The organism is Kitasatospora sp. NPDC034023, assembly GCF_055575795.1.
The window spans coordinates 148,619-161,345 of record NZ_JBVIRY010000007.1 but is presented as its reverse complement, the minus strand read 5'-3'; the positions used below and the strand labels follow the sequence as shown (position 1 = coordinate 161,345).

The 12,727-nt window shown below is 72.2% G+C and carries 13 protein-coding genes and 5 tRNA genes; 7 read left to right on the top strand and 11 right to left on the bottom strand.

Features of this window, described 5'->3' with window-relative positions; genetic code table 11:
- Positions 1 to 58: 58 nt before the first annotated feature.
- From ACZ52R_RS13490 to ACZ52R_RS13475, 4 genes are all read right to left on the bottom strand, one after another.
- Positions 59 to 619: an HIT family protein gene (locus ACZ52R_RS13490; protein ID WP_465617036.1), complete on the bottom strand. Its 561-nt coding sequence runs from the start codon at positions 617 to 619 to the stop codon at positions 59 to 61.
- An 82-nt stretch (positions 620 to 701) separates the two neighbouring features.
- Complete coding sequence (gene thrS / locus ACZ52R_RS13485) at positions 702 to 2,681, bottom strand: threonine--tRNA ligase (RefSeq protein WP_360498445.1); 1,980 nt, start codon at positions 2,679 to 2,681, stop codon at positions 702 to 704.
- A gap of 88 nt (positions 2,682 to 2,769) precedes the next feature.
- Entirely contained in the window at positions 2,770 to 3,933 is a 1,164-nt protein-coding gene (locus tag ACZ52R_RS13480) for a hypothetical protein (protein WP_465617032.1), read from the bottom strand.
- 32 nt (positions 3,934 to 3,965) lie between these two features.
- The gene (locus ACZ52R_RS13475) at positions 3,966 to 4,520 is read right to left on the bottom strand and encodes a DUF4365 domain-containing protein (protein ID WP_465617030.1); all 555 of its coding nucleotides are present in this window, start codon (positions 4,518 to 4,520) and stop codon (positions 3,966 to 3,968) included.
- Positions 4,521 to 4,687: 167 nt separating this feature from the next.
- Between ACZ52R_RS13475 and ACZ52R_RS13470 the strand changes: the two genes are divergently transcribed.
- A complete protein-coding gene (locus ACZ52R_RS13470; protein WP_360498439.1) occupies positions 4,688 to 5,455 on the top strand; it encodes an exonuclease domain-containing protein in 768 nt (255 codons plus the stop codon).
- Between the two features lie 80 nt (positions 5,456 to 5,535).
- Here the strand turns inward: ACZ52R_RS13470 and ACZ52R_RS13465 are convergent.
- From ACZ52R_RS13465 to ACZ52R_RS13455, 3 genes are all read right to left on the bottom strand, one after another.
- Positions 5,536 to 5,607: transfer RNA gene (locus ACZ52R_RS13465), tRNA-Val, on the bottom strand.
- A 210-nt stretch (positions 5,608 to 5,817) separates the two neighbouring features.
- Positions 5,818 to 5,889 (bottom strand) — tRNA-Val (locus ACZ52R_RS13460).
- Positions 5,890 to 5,967: 78 nt separating this feature from the next.
- Positions 5,968 to 6,426, bottom strand: a complete 459-nt coding sequence (locus ACZ52R_RS13455; protein ID WP_465617026.1) for a TIGR02611 family protein — start codon at positions 6,424 to 6,426, stop codon at positions 5,968 to 5,970.
- Between the two features lie 195 nt (positions 6,427 to 6,621).
- Between ACZ52R_RS13455 and ACZ52R_RS13450 the strand changes: the two genes are divergently transcribed.
- Entirely contained in the window at positions 6,622 to 7,035 is a 414-nt protein-coding gene (locus ACZ52R_RS13450) for an SsgA family sporulation/cell division regulator (RefSeq protein WP_030056266.1), read from the top strand.
- A 430-nt stretch (positions 7,036 to 7,465) separates the two neighbouring features.
- Entirely contained in the window at positions 7,466 to 8,035 is a 570-nt protein-coding gene (locus ACZ52R_RS13445) for a CGNR zinc finger domain-containing protein (protein WP_465617024.1), read from the top strand.
- A 53-nt stretch (positions 8,036 to 8,088) separates the two neighbouring features.
- Here ACZ52R_RS13445 and ACZ52R_RS13440 read toward each other — a convergent pair whose 3' ends face one another.
- On the bottom strand, positions 8,089 to 8,544 hold the full coding sequence (locus tag ACZ52R_RS13440; protein WP_465617023.1) for a hypothetical protein: 456 nt from the start codon (positions 8,542 to 8,544) through the stop codon (positions 8,089 to 8,091).
- Between the two features lie 110 nt (positions 8,545 to 8,654).
- Here ACZ52R_RS13440 and ACZ52R_RS13435 point away from each other — a divergent pair, with 110 nt between their 5' ends.
- On the top strand, positions 8,655 to 9,155 hold the full coding sequence (locus ACZ52R_RS13435) for a DsbA family protein (protein WP_465753483.1): 501 nt from the start codon (positions 8,655 to 8,657) through the stop codon (positions 9,153 to 9,155).
- A gap of 7 nt (positions 9,156 to 9,162) precedes the next feature.
- On the opposite strand, the gene ACZ52R_RS13430 is transcribed toward ACZ52R_RS13435, so the two are convergent.
- The 3 genes from ACZ52R_RS13430 to ACZ52R_RS13420 form a co-directional block, all read right to left on the bottom strand.
- Entirely contained in the window at positions 9,163 to 10,008 is an 846-nt protein-coding gene (locus tag ACZ52R_RS13430; RefSeq protein WP_465617021.1) for a GNAT family N-acetyltransferase, read from the bottom strand.
- Between the two features lie 79 nt (positions 10,009 to 10,087).
- Positions 10,088 to 10,918 carry an aminotransferase class IV gene (locus ACZ52R_RS13425; RefSeq protein WP_465661825.1) on the bottom strand — a complete coding sequence of 277 codons (831 nt, stop codon included), beginning with the start codon at positions 10,916 to 10,918 and terminating at the stop codon, positions 10,088 to 10,090.
- 42 nt (positions 10,919 to 10,960) lie between these two features.
- Positions 10,961 to 12,022: a chorismate-binding protein gene (locus ACZ52R_RS13420; RefSeq protein ID WP_465753482.1), complete on the bottom strand. Its 1,062-nt coding sequence runs from the start codon at positions 12,020 to 12,022 to the stop codon at positions 10,961 to 10,963.
- Between the two features lie 390 nt (positions 12,023 to 12,412).
- Here ACZ52R_RS13420 and ACZ52R_RS13415 point away from each other — a divergent pair.
- From ACZ52R_RS13415 to ACZ52R_RS13405, 3 genes are all read left to right on the top strand, one after another.
- Positions 12,413 to 12,485: transfer RNA gene (locus ACZ52R_RS13415), tRNA-Gly, on the top strand.
- Positions 12,486 to 12,525: 40 nt separating this feature from the next.
- Positions 12,526 to 12,599, top strand: a tRNA-Cys gene (locus ACZ52R_RS13410).
- 34 nt (positions 12,600 to 12,633) lie between these two features.
- Positions 12,634 to 12,705: transfer RNA gene (locus ACZ52R_RS13405), tRNA-Val, on the top strand.
- The last annotated feature ends 22 nt before the right edge of the window (positions 12,706 to 12,727 follow it).

Genomic DNA, 12,727 nt, shown 5'->3' with positions numbered 1-12,727 from the left:
CGAAGGGGCCCGCCACCGATCGCCTCGGTGTCGGGCCCCTTCTCGCGTCCGCTCCGGGTCAGCCCTGCGGCCAGACCTCGGCCAGCATCTTGCGGGTGTCCGCCAGCAACTGCGGCAGCACCTTGGTGTGGCCGACCACCGGCATGAAGTTCGTGTCCCCGCCCCAGCGCGGCACCACGTGCTGGTGCAGGTGCGCCGCGATCCCGGCACCGGCCGCCGCACCCTGGTTCATCCCGATGTTGAACCCGTGCGCCCCGGAGGCCGCCCGCAGCGCGGTCATCGCCTTCTTGGTGAAGTCCGCCAGCTCGGCCGTCTCCGCCTCGTCCAGGTCCGTGTAGTCGGCCACGTGCCGGTACGGGACCACCATCAGGTGCCCGCCGTTGTACGGGTACAGGTTCAGCACCGCAAACACGGCGTTCCCCCGGGCGACGACCAGCCCGTCCTCGTCGTTCAGCGACGGGATCGAGCAGAACGGACAACCGTCGTCCGGAGCCGGGCCGGTGGGCTTGTTCTCACCCTGGATGTACGCCATCCGATGGGGGGTCCACAGGCGGCGGAAGCCGTCCGGCTCCCCGACGCCCCGCTGCAGTTCCGGCTCAGTCGTCATGCTGATCAGCATATTCGCCCGACGGTGCTTGCAAAGCCGCGCGGGGCAGACTCGTTTCAGAGCCTGCCCCGCGCGTGACGGTACTGCTACCGGATCACACCTGGATGCGGTTCTTCACCGCGTCCACGATCTCGGCGACGGCGTCCGCCACCGGCACGCCGTTCTTCTGCTCGCCGTTGCGGTAGCGGAACGACACCGCGCCCGCCTCGACGTCGTCGTTGCCGGCGATCAGCATGAACGGCACCTTGGTCTTCTGGGCGTTCCTGATCTTCTTCTGCATGCGGTCGTCCGAGGTGTCCACCTCGACCCGGATCCCGTGCTTCTTGAGCTCGGCCGCGACCTCCAGCAGGTACGGCACATGCTCGTCGGTGATCGGGATGCCGGTCACGGTGACCGGGGCCAGCCACGGCGGCATGGCGCCGGCGTAGTGCTCCAGCAGCACCGCGAAGAACCGCTCGATGCTGCCGAACAGCGCGCGGTGGATCATGACCGGCCGCTGACGCGAGCCGTCCGCCGCGGTGTACTCGAGGTCGAAGCGCTCGGGCAGGTTGAAGTCCAGCTGGATGGTCGACATCTGCCAGGTACGACCGATGGCGTCCTTGGCCTGCACCGAGATCTTCGGGCCGTAGAAGGCCGCGCCACCCGGGTCCGGCACCAGCGGCAGGCCCTGCTTCTCGGCCACGGCCGCCAGGACGCGGGTGGCCTCCTCCCAGGTCTCGTCCGAACCGACGTACTTGACCGGGTCCTTGGTCGACAGCTCCAGGTAGAAGTCGGTCAGACCGTAGTCACGGAGGAGGTTGAGCACGAAGGTCAGCGTGGAGTCGAGCTCCTCCGCCATCTGCTCGCGGGTGCAGTAGATGTGGGCGTCGTCCTGCGTGAAGCCGCGGGCGCGGGTCAGACCGTGCACCACACCCGACTTCTCGTACCGGTACACCGTCCCGAACTCGAAGAGGCGCAGCGGCAGTTCACGGTACGAGCGGCCGCGCGCGTCGAAGATCAGGTTGTGCATCGGGCAGTTCATCGGCTTGAGGTAGTAGTCCACGCCCTCGTCGAGCTGCATGGGCGGGTACATACCGTCCGCGTACCAGTCGAGGTGGCCGCTCTTCTCGAAGAGCTTCCCCTTGGTGGCGTGCGGGGTGTAGACGAACTCGTAGCCCTCTTCCTCGTGCCGCTTGCGCGAGTAGTCCTCCATCGCGCGGCGGATGATGCCGCCCTTGGGGTGGAAGACGGCGAGGCCGGAGCCGATCTCCTCGGGGATGGAGAAGAGGTCGAGCTCGTTGCCGAGCTTGCGGTGGTCGCGCTTCTCGGCCTCGACGAGGAAGTCCAGGTGGGCCTTGAGCTCGTCCTTGGTCGGCCAGGCGGTGCCGTAGATGCGCTGGAGCATCGGGTTGCGCTCGCTGCCGCGCCAGTAGGCGGCCGCGTTGCGCATCAGCTTGAACGCCGGGATGTGCCGGGTGCTGGGCAGGTGCGGGCCGCGGCAGAGGTCGCCCCAGCACTGCTCGCCGCTCTTGGCGTCCAGGTTGTCGTAGATGGTGAGTTCGCCGGCGCCGACCTCGACGTCGGCGCCCTCGCCGGCGGTGGCGGCGGAGCCCTTGAGGCCGATCAGCTCGAGCTTGTACGGCTCGGCGGCCAGCTCCTCGCGGGCGGACTCGTCGGTGACCACGCGGCGGGAGAACTTCTGCCCGCGCTTGATGATCTCCTGCATGCGCTTCTCGATGGCCTTGAGGTCATCGGGGTGGAAGGGCTTCTCGACGTCGAAGTCGTAGTAGAAGCCGTCCTTGACCGGCGGGCCGATGCCGAGCTTGGCCTCGGGGTAGAGCTGCTGCACGGCCTGGGCCATGACGTGCGCGGTGGAGTGGCGCAGGATGTCGAGGCCGTCCTTGCTGCCGATCGCGACCGGCTCGGCCTCGTCGCCGTCCTGGAGGACGTAGGCGAGGTCCTTGAGCTGGCCGCCGACGCGGGCGGCGATGATCGAGCGGTCGTCGGCGAAGAGCTCGGCGGCCGTAGTGCCCGTGGTCACCACGCGCTCTTCCCGATCGGGTTCGCGGTTGATGATTACCCGGACGTCCGTCACCGGTCTCTCCTGACGTGCTGGATTTCAGAGGACGCAACACTGCGCTGCGCGTGACGATGGTACCGAGAGCGCCGCCCCCGCCGTCCACCTACGTCCCTTCTCCCCCTTCCTCCGTCCCCTCTCCGAGCGACTTCAGCAGCCGCTCGCGGTCCTCTTCCTCCCAGCCGCACAGTTCCAGTCCGTGCGGGCGGGTCAGCCGGCGGAAGCCGCCGTGCCGCTCGAGCCGGCCGGAGATCCGGACCGGCAGCCCGGCGAGGTGGGCCTCGGCGGCGAGCCGGTAGTCGGGGTCGGGCAGTCGGAGCTTGAGTTCGCGGACCTCGGCGCCGCCGAGGACGCGCAGCCGTACCGAGCCCGGGCCGGCCGGGTCGGCGCGCTTGAGCCGGGTGACCACGCCGACCACGGTGACGGCGACGGCGGGCTCGATCCGTTCCAGCAGTTCGGCGGCCTCGGCCAGGGCGGGCAGGTCGCCGGGTGAGAAGTCGAGGACGACCCGGCGGTCCCCGAAGCCGCCCGGGGTGCCGGCGGCGGGCGACCAGGCGACGGTGAGCCGGGCCGCGGTCGCGCCGCGTACGAGTTCCTCGACGGATTGGACGAGTTCCCGGCTGACCCCGGCCTGGACGGCGTTCTCGAAGGCCTCGGGCCCGCCGCTGACCCGGCGGTAGTCGACCGCGTCGCGCAGCGCCTCCAGGGCGCGGACGAGGGTGGTGACGGCGGCGCGGCCTTCGGGGGCGGGGGTGTGGGCGGTGAGGGCGGTGCCTTGTTCGACCACCAGGACGCGGTCCAGGAAGTCCCCGGCGGGGCCGTCCAGCCGGGCTCCGAAGTAGGCGGCCCTGGTCCGGGCGGCCTTGGCTCCGGCGGCGAGCATCCCGCGTGCCGCCTGCCGGAGCCGCTCGGCGTCGTCCCAGGGGGTGGCCTCGGCGGAGCCGGGCGGTTCGCGGCGCCAGCGCAGTTCGTCGCCGGGGACGGCGAGGGCGAGCAGGATCGATCGGGCCGAGGGGGTGCGGGACCGGGAGAGCGCGGTGACGGCGTCGGCGAGGAGTTCGACGGCGTCGTCGAAGCCGTCTCCGGTGGGGACGAGGAGGCTGGTGCCGGGTTCGTCGTCGGGCGGGGTCCAGCGGCCGTAGCGGGCGGCCGGTCCGCCGCGGCGGACCCAGCCGTGCCGGGCGAGCAGGGTGGCCAGCACCGCGGGGTCGACGGTGGCCGGGTCGGGCAGGGCCTGGGCCGGCTCACCCGGTCCGTACGGCGGTGTCATGGGGTCGGCTCCTCGCTGCCGGGGCCGGGCGGTCACGGGCTGCCGCCCGCGCCGACCCGGGCCATGATGTCGCAGAGCGCGCGGTCGTCGAAGACCTTGTCGGTGGGCACCCGGACGTTGGTGCGCCGCTGTCCGGTGACCGGGTGGCCGGCCAGGTTGACCCAGTAGCAGCAGTGCCGCAGCTCCAGGGCGTCCGGGCGGGCCCGCAGCCAGTGGTCGACCCGGCTCGGCAGCAGCATCACGACCAGGATCCGGGGCACGGCGACCCGGGCCCGGGCGAGTTTGCGCAGGTGGTCGTTGTCCAGCGTGAAGCTGAAGAACCGCCCGGCCGGGTCGGGCGCGATCTGCTGGGTGGCCTTGAGCTGGATCTTGATGGTGACCTCGTCGTCCACCTCGTGCGCCCGGGACCCGTGGTTGACCTGCCAGTCGATGCCGTTGTCCGGGAACGGCTGGGAGAGCGAGCAGCCGGCCGCGGCGGCGACCGCGTGCAGATAGCCGACCTGCAGCGTCTCCATGCAGGCGGTGACCGCGAGGTTCCCGCGCAGGACGGCCGCCGCTTCTTCGGGCTGCGGCTGTGTCAGTGCCATCGCCCGTGGCCTCCCCCGGCTCCGGGCCCGTCCGGATTCGAACGGGACAGTCGATTCGAACGGGACGGTCATGGGCAGGATCCCCGGTCCGGCCTGGGCCAAACGGGTTGAAGGGCCGTCAGAACCGGGTATCAAGCGGGCGCGGAACGCTTGCCTGAGGGGCAGTCATGCAGCAGCACTGGTACACCGGCCCACTCGCCTCCTTCGACACCGAGACCACCGGCGTGGACGTGGAGCACGATCGGATCGTCTCCGCCGCCCTGGTCGTCCAACTCGCCCCGGGCGCACCGGTGCGGACCACCACCTGGCTCGCCGATCCGGGCGTTCCGATCCCGGACGGCGCCCGCGCGGTGCACGGCATCACCGACGAGCACGTCCGGTTGCACGGCCGGCCGGCCCGCTCGGTGGTGGCGGAGGTCACCCGCGCGCTGGCGGCCGAGGCCCGGGCCGGGCACCCGGTGGTGGTGATGAACGCGCCCTACGACCTGACGCTGCTGGACCGGGAGTTGCGCCGCCATCACGGGCTGACGCTGGTCGGCGGTCTGGCGGCGGCCGGGCTGCAGGTGCTGGATCCGCGGGTGCTGGACAAGCACGTGGACCGCTACCGCAAGGGCCGCCGGACCCTGACCGACCTGTGTGCCCACTACGGCGTGGAGCTGGCCGGGGCGCACGACGCGGGGGCGGACGCGACGGCGGCGCTGGCGCTGACCCGGCGAATAGGCGCCCGCTACCCGGCGGCGCTCGGCGGGCTGACGGCGGCTGAGCTGCACCTGCGACAGGGGGTCTGGCACGCGGCGCAGGCACGCGGGCTGCAGAGCTGGTTCGACCGCTCGGGGGTGGCGGAGCGGGTGGACCTCTCGTGGCCGCTGCGGCCGGCCCGGTGCGGCTGCGGGCGCCGGTTGGAACCGGAGCACGGCTGCGAGGCGGCGGCGTAGCGGGCGGCCCCGGAAGCTCGGGCCCGGAACGCGCCGCAGGCCCTGACCGGTTTCCTGGTCAGGGCCTGCGTGCTGTCCGGTGGGCGATACTGGGATCGAACCAGTGACCCCTTCGGTGTGAACGAAGTGCTCTCCCGCTGAGCTAATCGCCCGGGCAACGAGAAGAACTGTAGCACCATTCGGGGGGTGTCGTACAACTCGCCCGTTCCGGGGTACCGCCGACACATCCACAGAACTCGCGCTCCACGCGGAAGGTGACTGTGCTTCAGCCGATTACCGACGGCCCTTCAGGCGGATTCCGGAAATACATGTAAGGCCCAGCCGATAATCGGCCGGGCCTCACATATCACAATGCATTCCGGTGGGCGATACTGGGATCGAACCAGTGACCCCTTCGGTGTGAACGAAGTGCTCTCCCGCTGAGCTAATCGCCCGGGTGCAGGGAAAACATTACCGCATCCCGGAGGGTGGTCCGAACACCCTCCCTGGTCGCCGGCCCGGGCCCGGGCCGCTCAGCTCTCGTCCAGCCGCCAGGGGACGACCAGGCCGTAGCGGGCGAGGTACCAGGCCCCCACCGCGACGACGGCGGCCAGCCCGATCGCGGTGACCGTCAGGTTGCGGCGGCGCACCCGCGGGTCCAGGGCCCGCCGGGCGGCCTCGGCGACCTTGTGGCGGGTCCAGCGCAGGGCCAGCCGGGCCCAGACGAACTCGGTGGCCCAGATCCCCATGCCCAGGAAGATCACCACCCAGCCGGGGCCGGGCAGCGGCAGCATCACCACGCCGAGCCCGACCACGGCGAGGCCGACCAGGAAGACCGCCACCTGCCAGGCCCGGTGCAGAGCGCGGGAACGGCGCACGAAGGCCGGAGCCCGGGAGCCGACCGCCCGGGAGCCGCCGACCGCCGTGTCATCCGGCGTGACGGCTTCACCCGTTCTCGTGTTCCCGCCCGTCTTGTCGTTTCGCACAGTCATGCCAGGAAACTAACCAAGAAGTGGCTCGGTAATGCCCGGCCCGGCCGCTCCGCGACGATTCCGCAATGCGCCGTAAGGGGTACGACTCGCGCCCGAATCGGGACAGAGGGGTTTACATCGGTCTTGGGGGTGGGATGGTCCGTTCGCCGACGTGCGATTCCCCGAGCGCACACTGAGCGAAAGGCCATGGCGCTTATGAACACCACGGTCAGCTGCGAGCTGCACCTGCGCCTCATCGTGTCCAGCGAGTCCTCACTGCCCGTCCCCGCGGGCCTGCGCTACGACACTGCCGACCCCTACGCCGTGCACGCGACGTTCCACACGGGCGCCGACGAGACCGTGGAGTGGGTGTTCGCCCGAGATCTCCTCGCGGAGGGGCTGCATCGACCCACCGGTACCGGCGACGTCCGGGTGTGGCCGTCGCGCAGTCACGGGCAAGGGGTGGTCTGCATCGCGCTGAGCTCTCCGGAAGGAGAAGCCCTGCTGGAGGCCCCTGCCCGGGCGCTTGAGTCGTTCCTCAAGCGGACGGACGCCGCGGTGCCGCCCGGCACCGAACACCGCCACTTCGACCTCGACCGGGAGCTGTCCCACATCCTCGCCGAAAGCTGACCCCGACCGGAGGCGGTCACGCCCCGCCGACGGCGGAGCAGCACCCCCTGCCGTCATCGCAGCCGTCCTACTCGGGGGCACGGCAGCGGACTGAGCCGCGCACGACGCGGTCTCGGGGCCGGCGGATGGCCCGCTCCCACCGGAGCGGGCCCACAGCACCGCAGGCGCCCGGCACCGGAGCCGGCCATCCGAACGGGTGGCCGGCCTCGGTGCCGGGCGCCGACGTCTGTCCGGGGTCGCGCCCAGCCGCGGTCTCCGTACGCCGATCCGGGGGCGCAGCGGCGGGACGGCGCCCGGTTTCGGATGCTCTGACGGGATCCGTACACGCATTCGAAAGGACGCGCCGCCCTTCTGGCACAAGGCCCGGTATGGTCTGGGGGTAACCGTGGACGCGGGGTATCGGAGTCCCCCTGCGCGAGGAGCCCCCAACGTGCTGATCACCCATGACACCGAGTGCGCGCTGAGCATCCTCGTGGAGCTGCTCAACACCGCACCCGAGGTGTGCGGCGCCGAGCGGCTGCCGGACGTCGCCGCGCTCGACGCCTTCGTGGTCCGCCAGGAGATCAGCGAGATCGACTCGCTGACGGAGGGCGACCTGCGCCGGGTGCACGAGCTGCGCACCCGGCTGCGCGAGGTGTTCGGGACGGAATCCACCGCAGAGGCCGCCGAGCTGGTCAACGCGATCGTCGCGGCCGCCGGGACGACGCCCCGGCTGACCAACCATGACGACCACGACTGGCACATCCACTACTTCGCGCCGCACGCCGCGCTCGGCGACCACCTGGCGGCCGAGCTGGGCATGGCGCTGGCCTTCATCCTCATGGCGGGCGAGCGGGAGCGGCTGCGCCGGTGCGAGGCGCCGGACTGCGCGCGGGTCTTCGTGGACCTCTCCCGGAACCGCTCCCGGCGCTACTGCGACAGCCGCACCTGCGGCAACCGGCTGCACGTCGCCGCGTACCGGGCTCGCCAGCGCTCGGCCGAGGCCGTCCCCTCCGCCTGAGCGGGATCCCGCGTTCGGGATCCCGCCCTCGGATCGGCGGTCGGATGCGGCGGTCAGATCCCGCGCTTGCGGAGGATCTCCTCGATGTCGTCGAAGTCGCCGAGGCCGTCGTCGCGCTTGCCGCCACCCTGCTTCTTCGCCGCCTTGGGCGCCGGTGCCACCGCCGGGCGCTCGGGCGCCGGTCCGGCGGCCGCGGGGCGCTCCGGCGAGGCCTCGACGGCGCTGCGGCGGCCCACCCAGCGGGTGGTGACCAGCAGGACGGCGGAGACCCCGAGCAGCACGATGCCGGCCCACACCCGGGGGTCGAAGACCAGGTTCGCCGCCCAGTCGGCGAACGCCCGGCCGATCGTGCTCGCCAGCGGGAACAGCCCGGTCAGGTAGAGCCCGGCGGGCAGCAGGGCGACCGCGAACCAGCGGGTCGCCGACAGGAAGCGCCGCTTGTAGGCCCGCAGGCCCGCGACGGCCACCCCGCCCGCGGTGAGGATGAAGCTGATCGCCGCGCTCAGCACGGGGCCACCCCTTCGCGTCCGGTCGTCCTGGTCATCGGTGCCTCCCTGTCGGTCCGCCCTCGGGCGCACCACCGGCCGGAGCGGGCGCCCACTAGTGGAACACTGGGGGAATGATCGATGGTTCCCTCCCCCGCCTTGAGTTCTGGTGCGACCTGCAGTGCCCGGACTGCCGTACCGCGCTGGACGACGTCCGGGCGCTCCGCGCGCAGTACGGCGACGCGCTCCCCGTGGAGCTGCGGCACTTCCCGCTGGAGAAGCACAAGCACGCCTACGCCGCCGCGGAGGCGGCCGAGGAGGCGTTCGCCCAGGGGCTCGGCTGGCCGTTCGTGGAGGCGCTGCTGGCCCGGGTCGAGGAGCTGGACGCGCGGGGGCAGCAGGTGCTGCTGGACGTCGCCCGCGAGGTCGGGGTGGACGTCGAGGAGGTCGACACCGCGCTGATCGACGGCCGGCACATGCTGACCGTCGACTCCGACCAGGCCGAGGGGAAGGCGATCGGGGTCACGGGCACGCCGACGTACGTGATCGGCGGCGAGCGCCTGGACGGCGGGCAGAGCCAGGACGGTCTGCGGGAACGGATCACGGCCGTCATCGAGGCGGCGCGGGCTTCCTGACGGCACGTCAGAGTGCCTTGCCGTAGAGGCGCTCGGTGGCCGAGTAGCCGAGCGAGTCGTAGAGCCGGATGGCGATCTCGTTGTCGGCGAAGACGTTGAGGCCGAGGTTGCGCACGCCGGCGGCGAGGCACTCCCGCTCGGCGAGCAGCATCAGGGCGCGGCCGTGTCCGCGGCCCCGGTGGGCCGGGAACACCTCCACCACCATCACCCAGGCGAGCGGTTCGCCGTCCGGCAGGTCGCGCAGGTGGAGGGCCACCCAGATCGAGCCGCACGGCTCCGGCCCGCCGGCGGCGTCGTACAGACTGCTCAGGACGGCGCCGGGGGTCTCGGCGCCCTGCGGGAGCAGGTTCCGCCGATCGCCGCCCGACTTGGCGCGCGCCTGCTCCTCGGTGAGGCCGGAGGCCACGAGCGAGTGGGCGAAGCGCTCCGCGCCCCCGTCGAGCCAGGCCTGAAGTGCCGCGGGGTCGATCGGGCGCGCGGTCAATCCGGCGGGCAGGGCGGGGGCGTCGGTCAGGCGCTTGTTCAGGGTCCGCATCCGCTCGGTGTAGCCGAGGGTGGCGGCGAGGGCGCGGGCGATCGGCGCCGATTCGGGGATCCTGGCGTCCACCCGGACGCAGCCCCAGTGGCGCAGCACCTCCTCCGCGGCCAGCGCGCCGAACGTGCCGCGGCCCCGGCCGCGCCCTTCGGTGACTTCCAACTCCGATATATCACCCCAGAGTTGGCCGCCGTACGGGGTAGAGGTGGTGCGCAGTGTGCCGACCGGGTGGCCGTTCGACAGGATCCGCCAGCGTCTGGTGCGGCCACCGGCCGCGGTGGGTGTCTCCGGGCCCTCGGGGCGCAGCGTGGTGGTCATGTGGTGGTCCCTTCCCCTTGCTCGGGAGGTTATCCACGAGGCCGTCCACGCGGCCGGTTCCGTCTCCCGGAGGCGGGCATCACGGGTCGAGGTCGTCGCCGCTGCGCTCGGTGAAGACGGCCATGGCCTTCGCGGTCACGGGGCCGATGCCGGGCAGTTCGCGGTCGTCGACGCGGGTGACGGCCTGGACGTCGCGGGTGGTGGAGGTCAGGAAGACCTCCTCGGCGTCCTGGAGGGCGTCGAGCGGGAGGTCGGCCTCCTCGGCGCCGCACCAGTCGATGACGAGCCGCCGGGTGATGCCGGCCAGGCAGCCGGAGGCGAGGGCCGGGCTGAGCAGGCGGCCGCCGATGACCACGAAGACGTTGGAGCCGGTGCCCTCGCAGAGTCGGCCGGCGGTGTTGGCGAACAGGGCCTCGGAGGCGCCGGCGCGATGGGCGGCGGCCAGGGCGACGACGTTCTCGGCGTACGAGGTGGTCTTGAGGCCGGCGACGGCGCTGTGCTCGTTGCGGCGCCAGGGGACGACGGCGACGGCGGTCTCGTCGGGGCGGCGGTTGATGGCGCCGAGGGCGACGACGAGGGTGGGGCCGGTGGTGCCGCGCTCCGAGCCGAGCGGGGCCTGCCCGCCGGTGTAGGTCACGCGCAGGCGGCCGAGCGGCGCGGGGTTGGCGGCGAGGACCTGGGCGCAGGCCTCGCGGACCAGGTCGTGGTCGGGGTCGGGCAGGCCGAGGCCGCGGGCGGAGCGGGTGAGCCGGTCGAGGTGGCGGGTGACCGCGAAGGCCTTGCCGTCGACGGTCTTCATGGTCTCGAAGACGCCGTCGCCGGTGGTGAGGCCGTGGTCGAGGACCGAGACGGCGGCGTCGGCGGAGTCGACGAGGGTGCCGTTGACCCAGCTCGTGGTGCGGTTGTGCATCGAGGTCTGCTCCTCAGCGGTGGGCGCGGTGAGCGGTGCGGCTCATTCCCCGGTCTGGTCGGGTTCGCGGCCCGACGCTATCGCGACCAGTCGGGCGGCCTTCAGTTCGGTTTCCGCCCACTCGCGGTCGGGGTCGGAGCCCCAGGTGATGCCGGCGCCGGTGCCGAAGCGCAGGACGGGCGTGCCGGGGTCGGTCCGGTCGAGCCAGAAGGTGCGGATGCCGACGGCGAGTTCGCCCTCGCCGCGGTCGGCGTCGACCCAGCCGACGCCGCCGCAGTAGGGGCCGCGCGGGGCGGTCTCCAGGGCGTCGATGATCCGCAGCGCGCTGGATTTGGGGGCGCCGGTGACGGAGCCGGGCGGGAAGGTGGCGGTGAGGAGTCCGGGCCAGCCGACGTCCTCGCGCAGGGTGCCCTCGACGGTGGAGACCAGGTGGACCAGGCCGGGGTGCTTCTCGACGGCGCAGAGGTCGGGGACGGTGACGCTGCCGGTGTCGCAGACGCGGCCGAGGTCGTTGCGGACCAGGTCCACGATCATCACGTTCTCGGCGTGGTCCTTGTCGAGGAGGTCGTCCTCGGTGCGGCCGGTGCCCTTGATCGGGCCGGAGGAGACGGTGCGGCCGGTGCGGCGCAGGTAGAGCTCGGGTGAGGCAGTGGCGATCTCGACGCCGTGCCCGGGCAGTCGGATGGTGCCGGCGTAGGGGGCGGGGTTGCCGTGGGCGAGGAGGCCGGTGAGGGCGTCGATGTCGCTGAGCTCCGGGTCGGGCAGCGGCGCGGACAGCACCCGGCAGAGGTTGGCCTGGTAGACCTCGCCGGCGGCTATGTGCTCGCGGATGCGGCGTACGCCCGCGGTGTAGGCGGTGCGGTCCAGGGAGCTGTGCCAGCTGCCGGCGTCCGGGCCGCGCCAGCCGGCGCCGGAGGGCGGGGCGGGGGCGGGGCGGACCTCGTCGAAGCGGGCGCAGGTCAGTCGGCCCTCGAAGTCGTAGGCGACGGCCCAGTAGCCGGAGGAGTCGAGGGCGGCCGGGTCCGAGGTGACGTCGCGCAGTCCGGTGGCCAGGCGGCCGCCGAAGCGGGCGAGCGGGGTGCTGGGGTCGGGGTGGCCGGACACGGTTCTCCTGCGCGGTGTGCTGGGCGGCGGTGCCTGAAGTGTAGGTCGGGGGCACGGGCCCGGCCCTGGTGAGCCGCCGTGCGACGGCGCGCGAGCCGGGGCGTGAGCCTGGAGGTGGCCTCCGGCCCCTGGTGCGGGTCCGGAGACAGGCCCGCGGACGAGCGGCCTCGGGCGTCGCGCAGGTGTGCGTCGGGTGGCGTGCGGATGATCGTCCGGGAGCGCCGCAGGTAGCGGCCGTGGCCGCCCGTGAGGGCTGACGGAACGGCACGCGGGGGGCATCCCCTCGGCACGCTGCGGGAACGGATTTTTAGCTGGCCCAGGAATCCGCTAGAGTTCAACACGTCGCCAGGGAGCGCAGCCGAGAAAAACGGTGAAGATCCCGGGAGACAGGCGGACGTGGCTCAGTTGGTAGAGCATCACCTTGCCAAGGTGAGGGTCGCGAGTTCGAATCTCGTCGTCCGCTCGATGGAGAACAGTGTAAGATCGTTCTTCGTGTGTTGCCTGGTGGAGTGGCCGAGAGGCGAGGCAACGGCCTGCAAAGCCGTGTACACGGGTTCAAATCCCGTCTCCACCTCCAAGAGGTTCACCCGGTTCCACCGGGAGACCTCCCCGCGCGATTAGCTCAGCGGGAGAGCACTACCTTGACACGGTAGGGGTCACTGGTTCAATCCCAGTATCGCGCACGTCGGGCCCTTCGGGGTCTGC

Coding starts and splice junctions, on each gene's coding strand:
- ACZ52R_RS13490 (WP_465617036.1), bottom strand. CDS start 619: ATGCTGATCAGCATGACGACTGAGCCGGAACTGCAGCGGGGCGTCGGG.
- ACZ52R_RS13480 (WP_465617032.1), bottom strand. CDS start 3,933: ATGACACCGCCGTACGGACCGGGTGAGCCGGCCCAGGCCCTGCCCGAC.
- ACZ52R_RS13475 (WP_465617030.1), bottom strand. CDS start 4,520: ATGGCACTGACACAGCCGCAGCCCGAAGAAGCGGCGGCCGTCCTGCGC.
- ACZ52R_RS13470 (WP_360498439.1), top strand. CDS start 4,688: ATGCAGCAGCACTGGTACACCGGCCCACTCGCCTCCTTCGACACCGAG.
- ACZ52R_RS13455 (WP_465617026.1), bottom strand. CDS start 6,426: ATGACTGTGCGAAACGACAAGACGGGCGGGAACACGAGAACGGGTGAA.
- ACZ52R_RS13450 (WP_030056266.1), top strand. CDS start 6,622: ATGAACACCACGGTCAGCTGCGAGCTGCACCTGCGCCTCATCGTGTCC.
- ACZ52R_RS13435 (WP_465753483.1), top strand. CDS start 8,655: ATGATCGATGGTTCCCTCCCCCGCCTTGAGTTCTGGTGCGACCTGCAG.
- ACZ52R_RS13430 (WP_465617021.1), bottom strand. CDS start 10,008: ATGACCACCACGCTGCGCCCCGAGGGCCCGGAGACACCCACCGCGGCC.
- ACZ52R_RS13425 (WP_465661825.1), bottom strand. CDS start 10,918: ATGCACAACCGCACCACGAGCTGGGTCAACGGCACCCTCGTCGACTCC.